This window comes from Mesorhizobium sp. LNHC209A00, from assembly GCF_000502915.1.
Classification (GTDB): domain Bacteria; phylum Pseudomonadota; class Alphaproteobacteria; order Rhizobiales; family Rhizobiaceae; genus Mesorhizobium.
This window is the reverse complement of record NZ_AYWT01000007.1, coordinates 79967-101838: the sequence shown is the minus strand read 5'-3', so window position 1 is coordinate 101838 and position 21872 is coordinate 79967. Positions and strand designations below refer to the sequence as shown.

The 21872-nt window shown below is 63.3% G+C and carries 18 protein-coding genes and 2 tRNA genes; 11 read left to right on the top strand and 9 right to left on the bottom strand.

The genetic code is table 11. The features are described 5' to 3' along the window. Nucleotides 1-12: 12 nt before the first annotated feature. Nucleotides 13-1173 carry a cysteine desulfurase family protein gene (locus X739_RS147370; RefSeq protein ID WP_023795089.1) on the bottom strand — a complete coding sequence of 387 codons (1161 nt, stop codon included), beginning with the start codon at nucleotides 1171-1173 and terminating at the stop codon, nucleotides 13-15. Nucleotides 1174-1426: 253 nt separating this feature from the next. Here X739_RS147370 and X739_RS147375 point away from each other — a divergent pair, with 253 nt between their 5' ends. Further along, on the top strand, nucleotides 1427-2101 hold the full coding sequence (locus X739_RS147375) for an alpha/beta hydrolase (RefSeq protein WP_015318172.1): 675 nt from the start codon (nucleotides 1427-1429) through the stop codon (nucleotides 2099-2101). 89 nt (nucleotides 2102-2190) lie between these two features. Here X739_RS147375 and X739_RS147380 read toward each other — a convergent pair whose 3' ends face one another. Continuing rightward, entirely contained in the window at nucleotides 2191-2802 is a 612-nt protein-coding gene (locus X739_RS147380) for a phosphatase PAP2 family protein (protein ID WP_245273892.1), read from the bottom strand. Nucleotides 2803-3043: 241 nt separating this feature from the next. Beyond that, the gene (locus X739_RS147385) at nucleotides 3044-4627 is read right to left on the bottom strand and encodes a glycosyltransferase family 39 protein (protein WP_023795088.1); all 1584 of its coding nucleotides are present in this window, start codon (nucleotides 4625-4627) and stop codon (nucleotides 3044-3046) included. A 343-nt stretch (nucleotides 4628-4970) separates the two neighbouring features. Between X739_RS147385 and tyrS the strand changes: the two genes are divergently transcribed. Then, nucleotides 4971-6224: a tyrosine--tRNA ligase gene (gene tyrS / locus X739_RS147395; protein WP_023795087.1), complete on the top strand. Its 1254-nt coding sequence runs from the start codon at nucleotides 4971-4973 to the stop codon at nucleotides 6222-6224. A 93-nt stretch (nucleotides 6225-6317) separates the two neighbouring features. Here tyrS and X739_RS147400 read toward each other — a convergent pair whose 3' ends face one another. Beyond that, nucleotides 6318-9698, bottom strand: coding sequence for a DUF3971 domain-containing protein (locus X739_RS147400; RefSeq protein ID WP_023795086.1), 3381 nt, complete (start codon nucleotides 9696-9698; stop codon nucleotides 6318-6320). A gap of 95 nt (nucleotides 9699-9793) precedes the next feature. Between X739_RS147400 and X739_RS147405 the strand changes: the two genes are divergently transcribed. Then, on the top strand, nucleotides 9794-10261 hold the full coding sequence (locus tag X739_RS147405) for a peroxiredoxin (RefSeq protein ID WP_023773208.1): 468 nt from the start codon (nucleotides 9794-9796) through the stop codon (nucleotides 10259-10261). A gap of 39 nt (nucleotides 10262-10300) precedes the next feature. On the opposite strand, the gene X739_RS147410 is transcribed toward X739_RS147405, so the two are convergent. Beyond that, nucleotides 10301-11440, bottom strand: coding sequence for a GNAT family N-acetyltransferase (locus X739_RS147410; protein ID WP_023773209.1), 1140 nt, complete (start codon nucleotides 11438-11440; stop codon nucleotides 10301-10303). Further along, entirely contained in the window at nucleotides 11437-12438 is a 1002-nt protein-coding gene (locus tag X739_RS147415) for a sterol desaturase family protein (protein ID WP_023773210.1), read from the bottom strand. The genes X739_RS147410 and X739_RS147415 overlap by 4 nt, the downstream gene beginning before the upstream one ends. 300 nt (nucleotides 12439-12738) lie before the next feature. Between X739_RS147415 and X739_RS147420 the strand changes: the two genes are divergently transcribed. The 6 genes from X739_RS147420 to X739_RS147445 all read left to right on the top strand — a co-directional run bounded on the left by X739_RS147420 (nucleotide 12739) and on the right by X739_RS147445 (nucleotide 19138). After that, a complete protein-coding gene (locus tag X739_RS147420; protein ID WP_023773211.1) occupies nucleotides 12739-14043 on the top strand; it encodes a M23 family metallopeptidase in 1305 nt (434 codons plus the stop codon). 191 nt (nucleotides 14044-14234) lie between these two features. Then, entirely contained in the window at nucleotides 14235-15401 is a 1167-nt protein-coding gene (locus tag X739_RS147425) for an ROK family transcriptional regulator (RefSeq protein WP_023773212.1), read from the top strand. Then, nucleotides 15398-16171 carry an ATP-binding cassette domain-containing protein gene (locus X739_RS147430; RefSeq protein WP_023773213.1) on the top strand — a complete coding sequence of 258 codons (774 nt, stop codon included), beginning with the start codon at nucleotides 15398-15400 and terminating at the stop codon, nucleotides 16169-16171. The genes X739_RS147425 and X739_RS147430 overlap by 4 nt, the downstream gene beginning before the upstream one ends. A gap of 30 nt (nucleotides 16172-16201) precedes the next feature. Beyond that, entirely contained in the window at nucleotides 16202-17242 is a 1041-nt protein-coding gene (locus X739_RS147435) for a sugar ABC transporter substrate-binding protein (protein WP_023773214.1), read from the top strand. 116 nt (nucleotides 17243-17358) lie between these two features. Next, entirely contained in the window at nucleotides 17359-18354 is a 996-nt protein-coding gene (locus X739_RS147440) for an ABC transporter permease (RefSeq protein ID WP_023773215.1), read from the top strand. A 13-nt stretch (nucleotides 18355-18367) separates the two neighbouring features. Next, the gene (locus tag X739_RS147445) at nucleotides 18368-19138 is read left to right on the top strand and encodes an SDR family NAD(P)-dependent oxidoreductase (RefSeq protein ID WP_023773216.1); all 771 of its coding nucleotides are present in this window, start codon (nucleotides 18368-18370) and stop codon (nucleotides 19136-19138) included. Between the two features lie 52 nt (nucleotides 19139-19190). On the opposite strand, the gene X739_RS147450 is transcribed toward X739_RS147445, so the two are convergent. Beyond that, a tRNA-Val gene (locus X739_RS147450) sits at nucleotides 19191-19266 on the bottom strand. Between the two features lie 217 nt (nucleotides 19267-19483). On the opposite strand from X739_RS147450, the gene X739_RS147455 reads away from it, so the two are divergent. Further along, nucleotides 19484-19560 (top strand) — tRNA-Asp (locus X739_RS147455). A gap of 306 nt (nucleotides 19561-19866) precedes the next feature. Beyond that, nucleotides 19867-20382: a hypothetical protein gene (locus tag X739_RS147460; RefSeq protein ID WP_023773217.1), complete on the top strand. Its 516-nt coding sequence runs from the start codon at nucleotides 19867-19869 to the stop codon at nucleotides 20380-20382. A gap of 77 nt (nucleotides 20383-20459) precedes the next feature. Here X739_RS147460 and rbsK read toward each other — a convergent pair whose 3' ends face one another. After that, a complete protein-coding gene (gene rbsK, locus X739_RS147465) occupies nucleotides 20460-21389 on the bottom strand; it encodes a ribokinase (protein WP_023773218.1) in 930 nt (309 codons plus the stop codon). Nucleotides 21390-21393: 4 nt separating this feature from the next. Further along, nucleotides 21394-21846, bottom strand: coding sequence for an RbsD/FucU family protein (locus X739_RS147470; protein ID WP_023773219.1), 453 nt, complete (start codon nucleotides 21844-21846; stop codon nucleotides 21394-21396). Between the last annotated feature and the right edge of the window lie 26 nt (nucleotides 21847-21872).

Here is a 21872-nt window from a genome sequence, read left to right as displayed (position 1 = left end):
TCCGATGCCCCGCTAGGCGGCCTTCTCTCTACCCGCCCGACGCGCGGCAATGCTTGCCAGCGCGGTGCGGAACAGTTCGATGTCCTCGGCGCCGGTCGCGGCACCGACCGAGACGCGCATGGCGCCAAGGCTGTCGCCGTGCCCCATGGCTTTCAACACATGGCTCGGCCCGACCTTGCCCGACGAGCAGGCGGAGCCGGCGGAAACCGCTACGCCTGCCAGATCGAAGGCGATCTGGGCGGTTTCGGCTTTGATGCCGGGAATAGCGAAGAATGTCGTGTTGGCAAGCCTTGGCGCGCCCGTTCCGAAGATTTCCACGTCCGGCACCAGCGTCTTGAGGATGGCTTCGGCCTCGTCGCGACGCTGACGCACGGCACCGATGGCCTTCAGTCCGGCCAGGGATTCTCGTGCAGCGGCGCCAAACCCGGCAATGCCAAGCAGGTTCTCGGTGCCGCCACGGTGGCCTTTTTCCTGGCCGCCGCCATTGATCAGCGGCGTCGGCATCATCAGGTCGGCCGCGGCAACGATGGCGCCCGCGCCCTTGGGGCCGCCGATCTTGTGTGAGGACACAATCGCATAGTCGGCGTATCCAGCCGCCATGTCGACCGAAACGCGGCCAGCGGCCTGCACGGCATCGACGACAAGAATGCCGCCCGCCGACTTGACGATTTCGGCAATGCGATCGATCGGCTGAATAACGCCGGTTTCGTTGTTGGCGGCGTGGATCGCGACCAACGGCAAGCCATCGGCCTTGTCGTGACCGGCGAGCGCCGACGTCAAGGCGTCGAGGTTGAGGATGCCATCGGCGTCGACACCGATCCGCGTTACCTGGCTTGGCGGGAAACGTCCGCCATTCAGCAGGCACGGATGGTCGGCCTCGCACACGTAGAGCCGGCTCATGCGAATGGCGCCGCGCCCCATCCGCCAGTCCGGCGTCAGAAGCGTCGAGGCGGCCTCGGTCGCACCTGAAGTGAAGACGACATGTTCGGCCTTGCCGTTGACCAGTGCCGCCACGTCGCGCCTGGCATTGTCGACAAGCCTGCGCGCGGCGCGCCCCTCGGCATGCACCGAAGAAGGGTTGGCCGCATCAAACGCCGCGACCATGGCCTCGCGCGCCGCTGAAAGCAGCGGCGCACTGGCATTATAGTCGAGATAGGCGCGTGTCGCGGCCATTTTTGTCCAGTTCTTCCCGTCAGAAGCCATTCCGCCGACGTATGGCGTTATTTCCTTGAAATTCCAAGGCAAGCCGTCCTATTTACGCGGCTTGCGGCGAGCGCGACCGGGCGATTGCGTTTCGGCCAGCCAGTTTTGAACAGTTCTAAACTAGCTTCTATGAAGACGCTCGCCCTACGTCAAGGTCTGTGCAAGCGGGGCCAGAGGAAGAGTTTCCCGGCACCGCGCACTTGTATGTCACGTGGAGTATTTCATGCCTGAGGTCATTTTCACCGGTCCGGCCGGCCGCCTGGAGGGACGCTACCAGCCCTCGCGGGAAAAGAGCGCGCCGATTGCCATCGTGTTGCATCCGCACCCGCAGTTCGGCGGCACGATGAACAACAAGATCGTCTACGACCTCTTCTACATGTTCCAGAAGCGTGATTTCACCACGCTGCGCTTCAATTTCCGTGGCATCGGCCGCAGCCAGGGCGAGTTCGACCATGGTACCGGAGAGTTGTCGGACGCGGCGGCGGCGCTCGACTGGGTGCAGTCGCTGCATCCGGATTCCAAGAGCTGCTGGGTCGCCGGCTATTCCTTCGGTTCGTGGATCGGCATGCAGCTCCTGATGCGCCGGCCCGAGATCGAGGGCTTCATCTCGATCGCGCCGCAGCCCAACACCTATGATTTTTCCTTCCTGGCGCCCTGCCCGTCTTCGGGCCTGATCATTCATGGCGACGCCGACAAGGTGGCGCCGCCGAAGGATGTGCAAGGACTGGTCGACAAGCTGCATACGCAGAAGGGCATCACCATCACGCAGAAGACCCTGCCCGGCGCCAACCACTTTTTCGCCAACGACGCCGATCTCTTGATCGAGGAATGCTCCGATTATCTCGATCGACGGCTGGCGGGAGAATTGTCCGATCCGAGGCCGAAGCGGCTGCGTTAAGACGTCAGGCCGGGCGTATTCGCGGGGGTATGGGCGGGCGGTCAATATCCGCCTCCTCGCCACATGGCGTGCCGCGGTCCGGCAGCGACTTATTTTTCTGGAGCAATAAGCCGGAACGATGATTTGCGGACCGGCAAACCTGAAGTTGTCGGCCGGAAGATGAAACCGAGCCTGGCAAAGACCAGTCCGCACGCCAGCGCGAAGGCACAGCCGAGGCCGAAGCCGGCGACGGTGTCGCTCGGATAGTGCGCGCCGACGAAGATCCTGGTCGAGGCGATGCAGCCGGTGACCACCAGGGCGATGTACCAACGCCGCGGAAACAAAAGCAGCAGGATACCGAAGACGGCGCCCATCGTCGTGGCATGGCCGGACGGAAAGCCAGCAAAGCGCGCATCGAAGGCAAAGGGGTGCAGTGCAAGGACGCCAAAATCCTGGAAGTAGAGCGGGCGCGCCCTGCCAATGGCATATTTCAGGACATTGACGGTCAGGCCCGACAGGCCAACGGCGCTCAGCACCAGAAAAGCCAGACAAGTCCAGCTGTAGACCAGCATCTGCGCGCGCCGCGGAAGGCTTCGCCAATCCGTCAGATTGGCCGCGACAAGCAGAAGCGCGGACGGGATGAGATACCAGCCGCCCAGCCCGAACTGCGTGAAGAATTCGGCAAGCCTGGCGGCACCCGCCGACCATTGGCCATGAGCCACCCCCGCCGGCGTATCGAGACGAACAAAGGCCGCTGCCGTCAGAAAGACCCAGACCAGTCCCCACGCCCACCATGAGATGTTTGGATAGCGAGCGGGCCGAACGGCGAGGCGCCGCCTTGCGATCCGTAGGGTGTCGCGAAAATTGCCGAGGGACCGGCGTCCTATCCCGAGGGGGGAGTTGGTAACTGGTGGGCGTGATTTCACGAGCATTGGAAACTGGACTCTGTCATCGACCCAGCCGTCATTGGGCTACACGATAAAGGCCGAGCGACAGTTTGTCTCCCGACGAATAGTTGAGGCCATCGATTTCAGCGACGCGGTTCACCGATTTGCCTCGCACCGACAGCATGCCATTGAGCTTCTGCTCATCCCCGATGGGGGCCAGCCCCAAGGCACAGGCAGGATCGGCGAGCAGGTGCTCCGCCACGCCTCCGACATCGGTCAGCACCGTTTTCGTGCCGACCAGAAACACCAGGCTCGGCTCCTGATATCGCGCCGAGGCCAGCACCGTTGTGTCGCATGCCTGGTTGGCAAGCACGGCTTGCCTGATCGCCGGGCTCAGCCACATCGGTTTCAGCGACGGCGCGATGACCCCGAACAGCAAGGCATAGGTGATGCCCGCGCAGGCGGCGGTGGCTCCGATGCGAGGCAGCGGCACCTGTAACTGCCTGGAGAATGCGAGATAGCCGGCGCCGAGTGCTGACGCTGCCGCAGGAATGCTCCACCACGAGAAGCTGTGCGTAATGTAGATCGGTGCCCCGACACAAACCGCCGCCAGCCCGAGGCTGACCACCACCAGACCGAACGCGGTCGACCACNCCCAGCCGATCAGCAGCGCCATGCCGGGATAGGCCGGCAGGACGTAATGCGGCAGTTTGGTCGGGATGAGTTCGAACACCAGCCAGAACGGAATGTACCATGCCAGGCAAAAGCGCAGCCTGAAATCGTCGCGCACTCGGTTGAGGGCCTGCAGGCCAGCGCCGACCGCGATCAGGCCGAACGGCCACATGAACAGCGAATAGGTCAGCATGTAGAAGCCAGGCGGCAGGCCGTGCGATTCCTCGCCCGACGCGACCTTGTTCAGCATATCCTTGCCGACGGCTTCCTGAAAAAAGGCGCCGCCGCTCTTCCAGCCGATAAAAGCGACCCAGGGCAGCACGATGAGCAAAACGAGCGCGACGCCGCGCACCAGCTTCAGCTTCAAAAGCCAGCGCCAGTCGCGTTCGAAAGCAAACAGCGCGGCCGCCGTCAGCAGTGACAGAAGCGGGGCCACGGGCCCCTTGATGAGGATCCCGACGCCTTGCGCGAACCAGAATATCCACGGCAGATGGCCGGCCACCGGCTCGTTGCGGCGCGACGCAAGGTAGACTTGTGCCATCGCGCCCTGCGCGGCCACGCAACAGGCCAGAAGCATGGCATCGGTTTTGGCGTCGCGTCCCTCGAACGCGGTTGCGAAGATCGCCGCCATCATCAGGCCGGCGGCAAGGCCGGCATTGGCGCCGAACAATTTTGTGCCCGTCCAGCCGATGCCCAGGACAGCGAGCGCGATTCCGAGCATCGAGACAAGGCGGTACACCCAGATCGGCGCGGCCGCGCCCTCGCCGCTCAATGCGACAGCAGCCGATTGCAGCCAGTAGATGCCGATCGGCTTCTTGTAGCGCGAGACATCCTGGAAGCGGATGTCGATATAGTCGCCGGTTTCGACCATCTGCTTGGTCGCCTGGACAAAGCGGGATTCATCGCGGTCGATCGGCGGAAGGCTCGCCAAGCCGCTGATACTCATGACCAAGCTGAACAGGAAGAGGAAGAGGTAGTTTCTGTTCATCGCGGGAGCTTTCCGGATCTGATCTGCGGGATGACCCCGTCGCGGCGTGCGGGCGCTGCCCTTGCGCGGCGCCTCATTACGCCAGCGGCATGGATGAGGCAAGGATTGGCAAATTCCCTCCGCGCCGGCCGCAAAACAGGATTCCACTTTTGCTGATCGCGGGCTCCTTGTTGGCGCGCGATCCGACGCAAAACAGGATTCCACTTTTGCTGATCGCGGGCTCCTTGTTGGCGCGCGATCCGACGCAAAACCGGATTCCACTTTTGCTGATCGCGCTTGGGTGCTAAACGCGCGCGTTCACATATGCCCGGCTGGACCGGGCATACGCTTTCGGGAAAAAACCATGCCTGCCTTCAAATCCGATTTCCTGCGCACCATGAGCGAGCGCGGTTTCATCCACCAGACCTCGGATGATGCCGGTCTCGACCAACTCTTCGCCAAGGAAACGGTGACGGCCTATATCGGCTTCGACGCCACCGCCAGAAGCCTGCATGCCGGCTCGCTGATCCAGATCATGATGCTGCATTGGCTGCAGCAGACCGGCCATCGGCCGATCGCCCTGATGGGCGGCGGCACGTCGATGATCGGCGATCCCTCCTTCAAGGACGAGGCGCGCAAGCTGCTCACGCCGCAAGACATCGACGACAATCTTGCCGGCATCCGCCGCAACTTCATGCCCTACCTCAAATTCGGCATTGGTCCGAACGATGCGGTCATGGTCAACAATGCCGACTGGCTGATGGAGATCAACTACGTCAATTTCCTGCGCGATGTCGGCCGGCACTTTTCCGTCAACCGCATGCTTGCGTTCGATTCCGTCAAGTTGCGGCTCGATCGCGAGCAATCGCTGTCGTTCCTCGAATTCAACTACATGATCCTGCAGGCCTATGATTTCGTCGAACTCTACAAGCGCCTCGGCTGCCGCCTGCAGATGGGCGGCTCCGACCAATGGGGCAACATCATCAACGGGATCGATCTCGGTCGCCGTATGGAAGATGCGCAACTCTATGCGCTGACCACGCCGCTGCTCACCACCTCGTCCGGCGCCAAGATGGGCAAGTCGGCGTCGGGTGCGGTCTGGCTCGATCCGCAGATGCTGAGCCCTTACGAGTTCTGGCAGTACTGGCGCAACACCGAGGATGCCGACGTTGCCCGGTTCCTGAAACTCTACACCACATTGCCGCTGGACGAGGTCGCAGGGCTCGAGCGACTGGGCGGCTCCGAGATCAACGAGGCAAAGAAGATCCTCGCGACCGAGATCACCGCCCATCTGCATGGCCGCGCGGCCGCCGAACAGGCCAGCGAGACGGCGCGAAAGACTTTCGAGGAAGGCGCTCTGGCCGACACTTTGCCGACCGTCGAGGCGGACAAGGCCGCGCTCGAAGCCGGTGTCGGCATCCTGTCGCTACTGGTCAGCGCCGGGCTGGCATCATCCAATGGCGAGGCACGGCGGCATATCCAAGGCGGCGCCGTGCGCCTGAACGACCAGCCGGTCAGCGACGATCGCCGCATGGTGACGCTTCAGGATCTGAGTCCGGAAAACGTCATAAAGCTTTCATTGGGCAGGAAAAAACACATCCTGGTCAGGCCGGCATGAGGCCCTTGGAGCCGTTTCCTGGAAACGGCTCCCACTATTTGTCTTGGCGCAGTTCCGGACGGAAAACCGGTTCACACTTTTCCTGGAATTACTCTAGCGGTACTCGAAGATCGACCTGAATATCCCCGGCGCGATCACCGACAGCGGATTGACGTCGAGCACCGGCTTGTTCGCATTTCCCCTGAGGCGGTAGGTGACGCCGATTAGGCCGCGGTCGCGGCCGTTGCCCAGAAGCGCGCCGACGATGGGCAGCTCGCCAAAGATGCGGTTGAGGCCGTAGACCGGCATGAAAGTGCCGGTCATATCCATATTGTTGTTCTGGTCGTAGAGGATGCCTTGGAAGGTCGTGCCGATGCGCGGGCCGCGCAGCACGCCATTGGTCAGCCGGAGATAGCCGCTGCCCTTGTCGATTTCGGCGTAGCCGCGCTCGAACTTCACCCGCGACGTGTCGAGCTTGCCCTTTACCGCCTGGTTGAGGCTGCGGCTGTCGCCGGCCGGCGTGGTCGAGACGATGGAGGCGAGCTTGGGTTCGTTGACGACAAAGAAGTTGGTGGTGTCGACCTTGCCCTTCATCGGCCCGTCGCTGGCCCCGGTCAGCGCCAGCGTGATCGATCCGCCTTCCATGTGCTCATAGATGTTGAGGAACCGCAGGATGGCGCCGGCGTCCGCCGACTGCACATTGAGCGAACGCCTGCCGTCGCCGGTGGTGTTGCTGATGGCGATGGCGGCGCCCGAACTCGCCGTCGCGCTGACCTTCAGTCCGTTCACCCGCGAACCGGCCGCACTGTAGTCGAGCTTCAGGTTGGAGAGTTGCTCGTCGTGGAAACCGGTGAGCTGATTGACGTCCGCACTGACCGAAATGTTGTCAGTTCCTGTCGTTTTGGTCGCGGTGTCCACATCGGATGTGAACTGCTTGATCAGCGAACGAGCATCAAGCGCATTGCCATTGATGCCGACCGCATAGCCCTTGCCCGATCGCTTCACCGACACGGAAACATCATCGCCCCGGTTCAGGGTGACCCTGCTGAACTTGGCCGACGACAGCGCGCCGTTGACCAGCACGATGCCGCCATCGATGGAGAATGTCTTGCCACCGAGGTCGAAGTCGGACAGCGTCGTGGTGTCGCCGGACTTGGTCATGACGAAGTTGGCGCTGGCGGGAACCCCCGCCCCCTTGCTCCAGCCAGCCCAGGGAATGTCCAGCCTGGCATTGGTCAGGTCGACCGAAACGTTCTGGTTGCCGTTGCCGCTCTTGTCGATCGCGACCTTCACCGTTCCGCCAAGCAGCGGCGTCAGGCCGGGCATGGCGGCGGCGCGGATCTTGTCGTCGAGCACAAGGGCGACTTTGCGGCTGCGCGCCGGTCCATCATCCGCCAACGGCTCGACGAGATCGAGTTCGGCCGGAATGCCGTTCAGCGATGCCTTGGCCGAAATGACGGCCTTTTGCGGGTCGACCGTGATCGAGCCGTCCGCGTCCGTCACGGCCTGCCCCTCGAACGGCTTGGCCAGGGACAGGCCGGTGTAGTCGAGCGACACCAGCCAATCGAGCTTCGCGGTATCAACGCCCGACTGCAGCGGAATGTCCGCCTTGACGTGGCCGGTGACGCTGCCGGAAAGATCCTCAGGCAGGATGCCGACATGGCGCATGGCGTTGATCGGTTCGTAGGAGGCAAGCTCGGCGACGGCCGGCGCCTCCCCCTCGACATCGATGTCAAGTGCGCCGATGACCGGCGGACGGTTGGCGGCCTTGACCGTCAGCGTGCCGTTGCTGGCCGCCACCGTGCGGCCACTCGGCATGAAGACGGTGCCCGAAGACAAGGATACGTCGACATCGTTGCCGTGGAATCCGACCACGCCCACCGCGTCGCGGATCGGCGGAATGCGGCCGGCAGTGTCGAAACGCGCGCCTTCGATCTGGAAGCGGCCGAAGACCTCGTCGGCGGAAAGCGGCACGCCATTGCCGAGGCGATCCGGCACCACCTGGAACTGCAGGCTGCCGTCGACCACGCGGCCGCCGAACAGATTGTTCAGCACCCAGAGCCGCGCATTGCGCGCCGAAAACCACGGCCACAGCTGTTTGACGTGCGAGACCGGCATGTCATGGATGTTGAGCGCCAGATTGATCCCGGGAGCCTTGCCCTCCGCGAATTCCACGGCCGCGGTGCCAAGCACCTCGCCGGACCCGGCGGACCGAACCGCGATCTGCTCGGCCACCAGTTTATGGCTTTGCGGCTGGTAGATGCCGGCGATGCGCGCCAGGAACATCAGCGCGGGCTCAGGAGATTCCGATGGAGCCAGGGTCGAACCGTCGCTGGTCAGATCGTAACGGTAGGAGGGTTCCTCACCAGCCACCCCGGTTGCTGGTTTTGGCCCGATCGAGCCGCCGAAATCGAATGAAGACCTGCCGGTTTTCAAGAGCAGCCTGTCCACCTGGATCTTGTTGGAGCCATGGACAAGCGTCGCATTGACATCGGCATCCGCCGGCAGCAGCCCGCGTGTGCCGAGATCCAGCACGGACCCGGTGGACGAAAGGGCGGCCGTCAAGCGTGATGCGGTGGCACCTGACCCTTCCGATCCTGTCAACTTCAGCGCGACGGCACCAAGCTTGCCGGAGCCGGCAGCGGTGGCGCCGGCATCCGCCAGATTGATGCTGGCATCCAACGCCGTCACCCGGTGCGCCGCGATATTACGGGTGGCGGAGGCTACAACGGTGACTGTCCTGCCGTCGACGTCGGCTTCGGAGGTGAACTCCATGCCGCCCGGCCCCGACTGAACCACGGTGGCGTCGGCGATCTTGATCAGCTTGATCGATCCAGCGTCGGGCAGCACGAACTCGACATTGCTGAGATCGATCCGGCGCATCGAATCTTCCCGCACGGCGTCGAGCGCACGATGGATGTAGCCGAACACCGCGTCCGACAGCTTCTCCGGATCGACGAGGCCGCTCTCGTTGCGCAGCGCCGCGGTCCAGTCGCCGCCGGACGGCATCGCGGCCATGACGATGCGGGCATCGGATATCCTGGCACTGGTCAGCCGCACCTCGCCCCACAAAAGCGGCACCAGGCGGATACCGAAGCGCACACGCCCGGCATCGGCCATGGGTTTGCCGTCCGATGTCTTCAGGCTGACATCGCTCACCTGCAGCGCCACGAAGCTCGAACTGTCGAGCGTGATGCGGGCGGGCCCGACCGCGACATCGACGTCGACGCCCGCCAGCCTCTCGATGGCGCTCTCCGCCTCGACGCGGAGCCGGTCCGAACCAATGCCGGAAAGGCCGACGAGATAGACCGCCGTCGCGGCCAGCAGCATGAACGCGACCACGCCGGCAAACACGCGCGAAAGGATGCGAAAACCGCGGCCGATCGCCGCCTGGCCAAGGGGCGGGACGCGGCACGCGGACGGCAGGGCCCCCAGGTCGGTGATTTCGTCCCGCCTGAACCGGATTTTCTCGTGCTGCGGTTGCTCCTGATCCACGCAATCTTCCGTTGTACAAACTCGCTCGTGGACGAATCCCCGGTCGACACTATATCGGTGTGGCTTCGCGCGTAACCTCAAACAAGGGCATCGATATGGCTGACCTGGAAGTAGCCGATCCCGCGCCGCAATTCGATCTGCCGCGGGACGGCGGCGGATCGCTCAGCCTGGCCGCATCCGCCGGCAAGCCAGTCGTGCTCTATTTCTATCCGCAGGACGATACGACAAGCTGCACGCAAGAGGCGATCAGCTTCTCGCGGTTGAAGCCGGAATTCGAGAAGGCCGGCGCTGTCGTCATCGGCCTGTCGCCCGACAGCGCCAAGAAGCACGACAAGTTCAAGTCGAAATATGATCTCACCATCGATCTTGCCGCCGACGAGGAGCGCAAGGTGATCGAGGCTTACAATCTGTGGGTCGAGAAATCGATGTACGGCCGCAGATACATGGGTGTCGAGCGCGCGACATTCTTGATCGGCAGTGACGGACGGATTGCCAAGATCTGGCGCAAGGTCCGGGTCAAGGGCCATGCCGAGGCCGTTCTGGAAGCCGTTCGCGCGCTTTGAGCGTCGCCAAAGCCCGCGACGCAAAAGACGATCATGGGGCTATTCGTCAGGCACCGCGTCGGCTTTCGGCTGCCGCCGCGTCTTCCAGGATTTCGAAACATGGTCCACATGGTCGGCCAGTGCGGCGAGATGACCGCGCAAGCCGCGCGCACCCATCATCGACGACAGCGCGACCGATTGCGTGGCGAAGCGGCGCTTGAAATCCTCGCCGCCGCAGAGAAAATCAATCGTGGCAAGGCCACGGTCGAGCGACCACTGGATATAGTCCATCATCAGCACCATACCCGGCGAGGCGCGCTCGTGTTCGGGGTCGTAGGTGGTGACGAAAGCCATCATCGTGCCGTGCTGCTCGAAGTTGATCGAGACAGCGATGATCGTGTCGTCAAGCTCAAGCACGAAGATGCGCAACAGCCCGAGGTCGGCCAGCACGGAAATAAGCGCGGTGAGAACCGGCGAGCCCTCATCGAACAGATCCGAAGCGCGGCCATGCCGAACGAGCCAGAGCCGCTTCAGCGTCGCCACCCGCTCGAGCACCGGCTCGCGCGGATCATCCGCATCCAGCAAGCGGAAACGCAATGCGCCGCTCTCTTCCATGAACTTGCGGCCACGACGATAGTTCTGCCGGCCCTTTTTCGACAACGTCTCGAACCATTCCGCCCCACTCCGCCAGGGACCAGTGACACGATAGCTGATTTCACCGCGGTGGTTGGGCCGAAGCGCCTTGCCATGGGCCGGGCGCAGCAGGGCATGAACACCGGCATCCGGCAGCAGACGGTTGAGGTAGATCAGGTCGAAGCCGCCCTGATCGAAAACATACTGCCAAAGGCGGGAGATCGCCTGCGGGTCGCTGTCGGGTGCAACCAGCGCGTCACCATAGTCACTGTGGTCCTTCGCCGCCCATTCGAGCATGCGGATGCCGGAGCGCCTGAAGGTCGCGAGCGCTATCACGCCCTCGAGCCGGTCGCCGTTCCAGGCAAGCCCAATCCTGAGTGCGCGCCGCTCCTGATGCGGGGTGGTGCGCCACCAGGCCGCGATCCAGTCGGGATGCTGGAAGACAAACCCGCCAGCCCGCTGCCAGAGCGTGCTCCAGGCCGGTGCGATCTCGGCCAGGCGCCCCGCCGATGTCACGATTTCGAAGGTGTGTGTCCGCTGGATGGAAAGCGTGACGGGGGCGTTCATGGCCGTGTCCCTTCCGATGGTCGCGCGGTCCGTGGCTGTCGCTTTCCAGGCCGGATACGCCTGGCAATATGACCCCACATCCGCTTCAGCGGCATGACATAAAGGCCGGCGAGCGACTGGTAGTCGCGCACATCGCGGTCGACCAGTCCGAACTTGAAGTCCTCGTCGGGCCTCGGCACACACAATGTTCCAAAGAGCCGGTCCCAGAACGAGAAGAGCAGCCCGAAATTCTTGTCGTAGTGGCGTGGATCGACGCTGTGATGCAGCTGGTGCCAATGAGGACACAGGATCAAGTTGTTGAGCGGGCCGAACGAGATCTTGAAATGCGTGTGCCTGACAAAATCCATCATCAAGATGTTCCGCATCACATAGACGTTGACGCCAAAGACCGTCAGTTCGACAAGGTTAAGCGAAATCAACGACCAGAGGCCGAAGCACAGCCCCACGATGAGCCCGTCCCAGGCTCGGTTCATCAGCTCGTCGAGCGGATGGACCCTATCCTTGGTGATCCCGACCATCACCTCGGCCGAGTGATGCACCTTGTGCAGCTCCCAAAGCATCGGATAGCGATGCTGGGCGACGTGATAGAGATAATAGGAAATGTCGTAGGCGAGCAGCATGCTGATGGTGAAGATCAGCACCGTCACCGGTCCTGCCGGCCCCTCGATCAGAGGCGGCTGAAACTGGAACAGTGTCGAAAACAGCCAGTTGGTCCCGTAGCCCACCGCCGTGACGAAGACAATTCCGGCGGGCAGCATCAGGAAAGGCATCAGGGCCTTCTTGGTGACCCAGAACAGCAGGTCGGCTTTCGCGGAGGGATGGGTGATGACCTCATGGGGGACGACGAACTCGAAAAACTCCTTCCAGCTCTTCTCCTCGACCGTGCGCCAATAGGCCACGAGCGCGCTGACAAAGGCCGTCAGCAGCAAAAGCCCGGTCGCCAGCAGACTGGCGCCCGAAATCTTGTCGACGATCTTGCCAATCAGGTCGTCCAGCATTCCTACCGCCACGATGAATCCGAAATACCGGCAAGCCTTTACTCGAAAAAAGTCAATTAAACGCAATCGAATACAGTTAAGAAACCTGGACCTTGCTCAGCGCGTGACTGACCGCTGCTGGTGGAACATTGGGGCTCTTCGCCAACGATTTCGCGACGTAGCGCCGTCCCTGGCGATTCCCATGCAACCTCTTGCCTGCATTGCGGGCGTTCGGCGTGGCGCAGCTGATACGGCAAGCCTTTGTTAACCCTAATAATGTGTAATCAGGCTGTCGTGGTGTCGTAACGAAAGCTTGGTCCCGTGAACGCAACCGGTCAGTCCGCAGTCTTCGGCAGGCGCAAGGAACCGCATACGATCATCATCGCCCGGGGCGACCAGATCAGGCACTTCACGATCCGCCCCTGGTTGGCGGCATTCATTGGTTCAGCACTCGCCGCCATTGCCATCGGCTACCTCCTGGCCACATCCTATCTGGTTCTGCGTGACGACCTGATCGGCGCCACCACGGCGCGCCAGGCTCGCATGCAGCAGGCTTACGAGGACCGCATTTCGGCGCTTCGCGCCCAGGTCGACCGCATTACGAGCAGGCAGTTGCTCGACCAGCAATTGATGGAAACCAAAGTCAGCGAACTGCTCGAGCGCCAGACGCAGCTGAGCCAGCGGCATGGCCGTCTCGGCCCACTGCTCGAACGTGCCGAAGGTGAGGTCGGAACGGTGCCCGCCGAAGATCCGGCCGCGGCCGCCAAGCCGGACAAAGGCGCCGAGGTGACCGGCAGCATCGGCCAGCCAGCGCAGAACTACGCGATTGCCAGCTTGGGCGCAGACCTCGGCACCGCCGACACAAGGCCCTTCTCCTTGTGGTCGACCCGCACCGATCCGCTGCCCAGCGACTCAGCCGCCGATCACGCCGACAGGCTGTTCGTTTCGATTAACCAGTCGCTGAAATCCATCGAGAATGAACAGCTCAGCCGCATCAACACGCTCGCTGACAATGCCTATAAAAGCGCCGATGCCATCCAGCAGGCGCTGCGGACGGCCGGGCTGCCGGTCGACAGTGATTTCGGCAAGAACGAAAGCGATGTCGGCGGACCGCTGATTCCGCTCGACTCGTCGATGATCTTCGACAGCAAGGTCAAGGAACTGGACGAGGCGCTGGATGCGCTCGATCACCTAAAGAAGGAAGCGCGCCGGTTGCCGCTTGAAAACCCTGCCCCTGGCCACTCCGTCACCAGTCCGTTCGGCGTGCGCACCGATCCCATTCTCGGGACGGCCGCTTTGCATTCGGGCATGGATTTCAGGGCCCCGATCGGCATGGCGGCCAAGGTCACCGCGCCCGGCATCGTAACCAAGGCCGGCTGGAATGGCGGCTATGGCCGCATGGTCGAGATCGACCATGGCAATGGCTTTGCCACGCGCTACGGACATCTCAGCGAGATCGACGTGACGGTGGGCGAGAAGGTGGACGCCGGCGCCGTCATCGGCAAGACCGGCAGCAGCGGGCGCTCGACCGGCCCGCATCTGCACTATGAAGTGCGTCACAATGGCGAGGCGATCGATCCGCTGCGCTTCCTGACTGTCGGCAGGAAAGTCGCCCAGTATCTCTAACAAGATCGACCGCTGGCTTGCTGAATCCGGAGCCGCCGGTGCCGGTCAGGCACACCTCTCCTCGTCATGCGGTATCCCGCACCGCCGTAAACCGTCATATCCGCGGCTCCCCGCGTTCCGAATCATTTTTGAATTCCATTTGACTGAATAAATATTTGATGCGAACCTTACGTCAGGTGGAGGCGCAAGGCATGGCATTGCGGGGGACCAATCAGGAGTTCGGGCGGCCGTACAACCGGCGCATCGTGCTTGAGTCCATCCGCCGTCATGGCCCGATTGCACGTGGCGACATCGCCAGGCACGTCGGGCTCACCGTGCAGACCGTGTCGACCATCGTTCGCGAACTGGAGGAACAGGGCTACATCCTGTCCTTGCGCGAAGAGCCGAAGGGGCGTGGCCTGCCACCGGCGACGCTGCGCATCAACCCGGAAGGCGGCTATGCCGTCGGCATCCACCTGACGCCGCTTGGAATAGACGCCGCGCTGATCAATCTCAGCGGCGACGTCATCGAGAGTTCACGCCGCGAGGCGTCCAACGCGACGCCCGATCACGCGTTCGACCAGATTGGCGCCATGGTCCGCGACCTGACGGGCAAGCGGCCAGGCGGCCGCGTCATCGGCGTCGGCATGGCGCTTCCCGGCCCGTTCGATGTGGACTCCATGAGCTTTGTCGGCCCGACCACGATGACCGGCTGGAAGCATGTGGCGCTGCGTGAGCGGCTGACGGCCGCGACAAGATTGCCGGCGTTCTTCGAGAGCGACATGGCCGCCGCCGCGATGGGCGAGCGGCTTTATGGCATCGGAGCCCGCCATTCCGACTATTACTATCTCTATTTCGGCGTCGGACTTGGCGGCGCGATGATGCATGACGGCAGCGTTCTGCGCGGCGCCTGGGGCAATGCGGGCGAGATCGGCCACATTCCCGTGGTCCCCGATGGCGAGCTTTGCCCCTGCGGCAACCGAGGCTGCCTCGAGCGCTACCTGTCGCTCGAGGCGCGAGGCCGCCGGGCCGGCAACGACGCCGATTGGGTGGCGCAAGTCGGCCCGATCTTCCGCAACACCATCGCCATTATCGAAAACCTCTTCGATCCAGAGACGGTCGTGCTCGGCGGCCTGGCGGCATCGGAACTGCTCGAGCGCCTGGCGGACGCGGCCGAACCGCTGCACAATTCGGTTTCGGCACGCGCGGACCGCAAGACGCCGCGTGTCGTCGTCGCCGGCGGCGGCCAGCATGCCGTGCTGCGCGGTGCGGCGGCGCTCGCCGTTTCAGGGGTGTTGTCGCCACGCTTCGGCCAGATGTTCGCCGCCGAACGCGAGCGCGGCCGCGACATACTTTCGGCCAGGGAGATTGCCGCATGAGCGAACCTCTGCTGGTGCTCGACAACGTGACCAAGAACTACGGCGCGATCGAAGCGCTGAAGGGGATCAGCTTTTCCATCGGCAAGGGCGAAGTGGTGGCGTTGCTCGGCGACAATGGCGCCGGCAAGTCGACGCTGGTCAAGATCATATCTGGCGGTCTCGAACCGACCTCCGGCCGCATGCTGTTCGAGGGCAAGGAATTCCTGGCCCGGTCGCCGGCGGAAGCCAAGGCGGCGGGCATCGAGACCGTCTACCAGGACCTGTCGCTGTGCACAAATGTCGATGTGGTGGCCAATTTCTTCATGGGCCGCGAGATCACCAGGAAGGTGCTTGGCATTCCGGTGCTCGATGAGCGCGCCATGGAAGCCGTGGTCGGCAAGGCGCTGGCCAGCGCCGGGACCCGCATTCCTTCGCTGCGCACCAATGTCGAGCATCTCTCGGGCGGCCAGCGGCAGGCCATCGAGTTGAACCGCTTCGTGCATTGGGGCGGCAAGCTGGTGCTGCTCGACGAGCCGTTCGCCGCGCTTGGCGTCGAGCAGACGCGGCGCGGTCTCGACATGATCCGCCAGGTGGCGAGCCAGGGCATCGGCGTCGTCATCATCACCCATATCATGCAGCAGGCTTTTCAGGTCGCCGACCGGATCGTGGTCATCCGGCAAGGCGTCGTGGCAGGCGATGTCGCACGCAACAAGACAAGTCCCGATGCGGTGATCAACATGATCACCGGAGAGACGCTTGCCGGTGCCGGACCGGCGGGCCGAGGGACATAGAGGGGTCCGGCTTAACAGGGAGCCAACGACATGAAGCGAATACTTCTTGCTGTCTTCGGTATCCTGGCACTGGCCTTTGCCACGCTCACGCCGGCATTCGCCCAGTCCAAGGGTATTGTCTACTACATGGTGCCGACATTGCTCGACGAGTTCCAGACCGGCTCGGTGAGCGCGCTGGAGCTGTTCCTGAAACAGACCGGCTACGAGATGAAGACGCTGAACGCCGACAACAAGACCGACGCGCAGCAATCGCAGATGAACGACGTCATCGCGCTGAAGCCGGCGGCGATCATCCTGGCCGCCGTCGATTTTAATGCGCTGAAACCATCGATCGAGGCAGCGCGCGCCGCCGGCATTCCGGTGGTCGAGTTCGACCGCCAGATCACGTCGACACCGTCCGACTTCACGTCGGTCGCGGGCACTGTCGAGATCGGCTACGTCGCCGCAGAGCAGGCCGAAAAGCTTCTGAAAGCCAAGAACGGCTCGGTGAAGGGCAAGGTCCTGCAGGTGCTTGGCGATCCCGGCGATCCCTACACGCTGGACATCCAGAAGGGTTTCGAGGAGAAGATGAAGGCGTTCCCGGACGTCAAGATCATCTCGCTGCCGGCCATGCAATGGGAGGCCAGCAACGCCGGCACCATCGTTGCCGACCAGATGTTGGCCAACCCCGACATCGACCTGATCTTCAGCCATGCCGCACACTTGTCGGTCGCCGCCGTCGCCTCGCTCGAGGCCGCCGGCAAGAAGCCTGGCGACGTCATGCTGATGAGCTCGAACGGCGCACCGGTCGGCCTCGACCTGATCCGCAAGGGCTGGCTCAACGTCGAGGTCGAGCAGCCGCTTTACGCACAGGCCGCTGCCGTCGCCATGTTCATGGACAAGGTCGTCAAGAAGGAAGAGATCAAGCCCGGCGAATACGATGTGCTTGGCCTGAAATCGACCCTCACCAAGGAAGCCTGGGGCCCCAACATCAAGATTCCGGGTGCCGCGATCACCAAGGAAAACGTCGACAACCCGGCTTTCTGGGGCAACCAGAAGCCGCCGACGGATACCGTCAAGTCGGTCGAATAGACAGATGGCCCGACCGCTCCGGGCCATACCCGGCCCGGAGCCCTTCCCTGCCCGAATGAAACGAGACGCAGGCAACCTGCCGCGGCCTTGATCCCGCGCGCCAACCGGATCGACACATGAACCCTCGCACACGCCATGCCCTGGAGTTCGTCCTCGACAATCTCGTCTGGTTCATGCTGCTTTTTGTCCTGGTCGTCTTCTCGCTCTTCATCCCGAACTATTTCCAGCTCGGCATCTTCGCCAACATCATCGAGGCGTCGAGCGTGCTCGGCGTCATGTCGATCGGCCTGGCGCTGGTCATCATTGCCGGGCACATGGACCTGTCGGTCGAATCCGTCGCCGCGCTCAGCGCCATGGTGGTGGGCATCCTGTTTTGTTCCTCGGGCATCGGCCTCGGCGTGCGGTTGCACCCGGAATGGCTGATGGTTCCGGTCTCGCTGCTGCTGGCGCTGGCCGTCGGCGGCCTCATCGGCGCCTTCAACGGCTATCTCGTGGTCAAGGTCAAGATGAGCGCCTTCATCATCACGCTCGCCTCCTACATCTGGGTGCGCGGCCTGGTGCTGGTCATTTCGGGCGGCCGCTCGGCACAGGACCTGGCACCCGCCATCCGCTGGTTCGGCATCCAACGCCTGGTCGGCCTGCCGCTTACCGCCTGGATCGCGGTGGCCTGTTTCGTGGTGTTCTCGCTGATCATGGCCAAGACCCCGTTCGGCAGGCACCTGGTGATGATCGGCGGCAATGAAACCGCGACCTTCCGTGCCGGCATCCGGGTGAACCGCAACCTGATCATCGCCTTCGTGCTCGCCGGCGCCATCGCAGGGCTGGCCGGCTGGCTGCTGGCGATCCGCACCTCGGGCGCCACCGCCAATCTGGGCGTCGGCCTTCTGTTCAACGCCTTCGCGGCCGTGGTTATCGGCGGCGTCAGCCTGAAGGGCGGCGTCGGCACCTTGCCTGGCGTCTATGCCGGAGTGCTCCTGCTGTCGGCCATCAACACGGCGATCAACCTGATGGGCCTGCCCGCCAACTTCACCCAGGTCATCCATGGCCTCTTGGTGCTGGCCGCCGTGCTGCTCGACGCATTCAAGCAAACCATTCGCCAAAGACTGGCGTGACAGGACGGCTCGCATGACCGGACGATTGAACGACAAGGTGGCGCTGATCATCGGTGGCGCGCGCGGCATCGGCAAGGGCATCGCGCTGCGCTTCGCCGAGGAAGGTGCGAGGCTGGTGCTCGCCGACTCCGAGACCGAGGCCGGGCAGGCAAGTGCGGATGAGCTCGGCGTCCCCTTCATCCGCACCGATATCTCGCGAATGAGCGACGCCGAGGCCGCCGTGGCGCTTTCGTTGCAACACCATGGCCGCCTCGACATCATCGTCCAGAATGCCGGCATCTATCCCTGGCAGTTGATCGAGAATACCAGCGCCGACGACTGGGACCGCGTCATGGCGGTCAATTTGCGCGGCACCTTCAACGCCAGCCGCGCGGCCCTGGTGCCGATGAAGGCGCAGCGCTTTGGCCGCATGCTCTACACCTCCTCCATCACCGGCCCGCACGTCACCAGCCCCGGCCACGGCCACTATTCGGCTACGAAAGCAGGCATCAACGGCTTCATTCGCGCGGCAGCGCTTGAATTCTCCGGCTATGGCATAACCGTCAACGGCGTCGAACCCGGCAACATCCTCACCGAAGCCATCCAGGAGCACCGCGGCGCCGCCTATATCAAGAACATGGAGGATTCGATCCCGCTCGGCCGGCTCGGCAGCCCGCGCGACGTGGCCAACGCCTTCCTGTTCCTCGCCTCGGACGACGCCAGCTACATCACCGGGACGACCATCGTGGTCGACGGCGGGCAATTGCTGCCCGAGGGGAAGGATTTCCGTATGGTGCCGCCGTGATACCGCATTCGCCAGCGGCCGGCTCTCAGCTGACTTGAAATGCGGGTTTGAATGGTGGGCGATGACGGGCTCGAACCGCCGACATCTTCGGTGTAAACGAAGCGCTCTACCAACTGAGCTAATCGCCCGCTCCGGGCCGGACCTTTAAGCGGTCGGGACTTGCTTCGCAAGGCCAAATGAGTGCGGGATGCCCTGTTCGCAGGCCGGATTTGCGAACAAAATGCCGGCTGTCAAAAAACCTTCTCCTGTTTGGCGTTATGATGGTTTGGTGCGCTTGACACCCGGTAGCGAACCCCTTATCCAGCGCCCCAACGACGAACACGGCTGACACGTGCTCGTCAATGCGCGGGTGTAGCTCAGTTGGTTAGAGTGCCGGCCTGTCACGCCGGAGGTCGCGGGTTCGAGCCCCGTCACTCGCGCCATTTCCCTCAAGGATGATGATCCTTGGCTCCGGGGAAATGCCGACAAATTGTCAAAATTCTCTCCAGGAACAGCGTTCCGAAGGCCTTCTTCGGCAGGTTTTTCTTGGGTCTAAAAGCACCCATGCATGAGCGATGCCGTAACCACGACGCGATTCCTGTGGGTCGACAAGCAACGGACCAAGCGGCCCTGCAGACGCGACCGAATTGGTCGTTGCGAATCTGCTTGCGCAATCGCCCACAAAAGGCTCGATTCATGCCGCAGGCAGCCAGATTGGAGTATGCTGCCGGAATGGCATGGAGGACGTAATGTCAATTGCACCGAACATTTCCACGCGAACGATATTCACGCTGCTTTGCCTGGGCGGCGCGACGGCGGCCGCATCCGTCCTTTTTCCCGCCGCCGCGTCGGCCGACCGGCTGCAGCGATGCGCTCGCGAGGGGGAGATCTGCCGCCTGCCCTATCCCGCCGAGGTCGTCTACGGCGCCAGGGGCCGCACGACCTCGCGTTACATCGAGCGCAACGCGATACCCTGTTCGAACCGCATTTTCGGCGATCCCGCGCCAGGCAGGGAAAAGTTCTGCTTCATTGTGAAGCGCGACCGTGACGAGTCGAACGACGACTACGATCAGCCTCGCCGCGAGCAGTGGGCGGTCTGCGCCGAGGAAGGCGAATTCTGCGACTTCTATGGCCGCAAGGTGGTCAGGTATGGCGCCCGCGGCCGGTTCACGCAGGACGTGTTCCGCAATGGCGTTCAATGCGACAACGATGCATTCGGTGATCCCGCTCCCGACCAGGGAAAGCGCTGCTACGTCATGCAGTAGCTTCTCAATGCCCACTGGCACGGGACCCGGAGGCCAGAACGGTCTGGCTCCGGGGACCCCGCGAGCCCTGAGCAGCCTCAGCGCTTGGCCAGCAACGCCTCGACCTCCTGCAATGTCGGCATCGACGGTGCCGTGCCTGGTCGGGTCACCGAAATGCCAGCGACGGCGCAGGCGAAGCGCACCGCCTCCAGCGGCTCCACGCCTCGTGAGAGTGCTGCGGCCAGTCCGCCATTGAAGGCGTCCCCCGCGCCGGTGGTTTCGACGACAGGGCCGGCACTGATGGCGGAAATATGCTCGGAGCGATCCTTCGTGTGCAGGAGCGCGCCCTTGTCGCCCAGCGTGACGATGACCGTGCCGACGCCCTTTTCGAGCAGCTTGCCGGCGGCGGAGCGGGCCTCGTCGACCGACGAAACTTTCAGCCCCGTCAATTCCTCCGTCTCTGTCTCGTTCGGTGTAAGATAGTCGCACAGTGTGTAGATGCGGTCGGGAAGCTTTGCCGCCGGTGCCGGGTTGAGGATGGTCGTCACCCCGGCCCCGCGCGCGATCTCCAACGCCCGCATCGCGGCATCGATCGGCTGTTCGAGCTGCGTCACGAAAACTCCGGCGCCCCTGATAAGGTCGGCATTGGCTTCGATGTCCTCGGGCGTGATCAGCATGGCAGCGCCGGGGCTGACGATGATGGCATTGTTGCCGCTTCCCTCCTCGACGAAGATATAGGCGGCACCGGTGTAGCTGTCCGGCGTGTCGATGGCGGCGCTCTTCACGCCGGCATCCTTCCAAGTCCGCTTGGCCATGTCGGCGAAGGCATCGACACCGAGGCGGGTCAGGAAAGCGACGCCGGCCCCCAGCTTGCCAGCGGCCACGGCCTGGTTCGACCCCTTGCCGCCTGGCCCCAGCTTGAAGGAATTGCCAAGGATCGTTTCGCCCATGCGCGGCTGGCGCTCGGCCCTGTAGGCAGTGTCGGCGACAAACACACCGAGGATGACGACCGGCTTGCCCGAGGCCATGCCGCTACTCCGCATCCGGCGGCACGACGCCCTTGCGGAAGGCAAAGCAGCCGTAGAAGCGGCGTTCGCCGGTCTGGATGACGCAATAGGCCTGCTTGGCGCGCTCGTAGAAGGCGTAACGCTCGACCGGCACCATCGGCCAGGACTTGCCCTCCGCGGCGTCAATCTCTTTCTGGACTTCCTTCTGCACGGCTGGGATCTCGCCCGGCTTTCCGACGATCTCCATCCGGGCGGCGGAATCATCGACGAAGGTGTCCAGCGGGTAGAGCGACAGAACCGCCTTGACCACTTTCGCGGCCGGCGCATCGATGCGCAGCACCCGACCGAGCGCCGTCTGGCGCGCCACCGAATCGGACGGGAAGTTGGTGTCGGCGATGATCAGGTCGTCGCCATGCCCCATCGCCCGCAATGCCTGGAGCACGTCGGCATTGAGCAACGGATCGATCCCTTTGAGCATGATGGTCCTCGTGAAGTGCGTTTGAG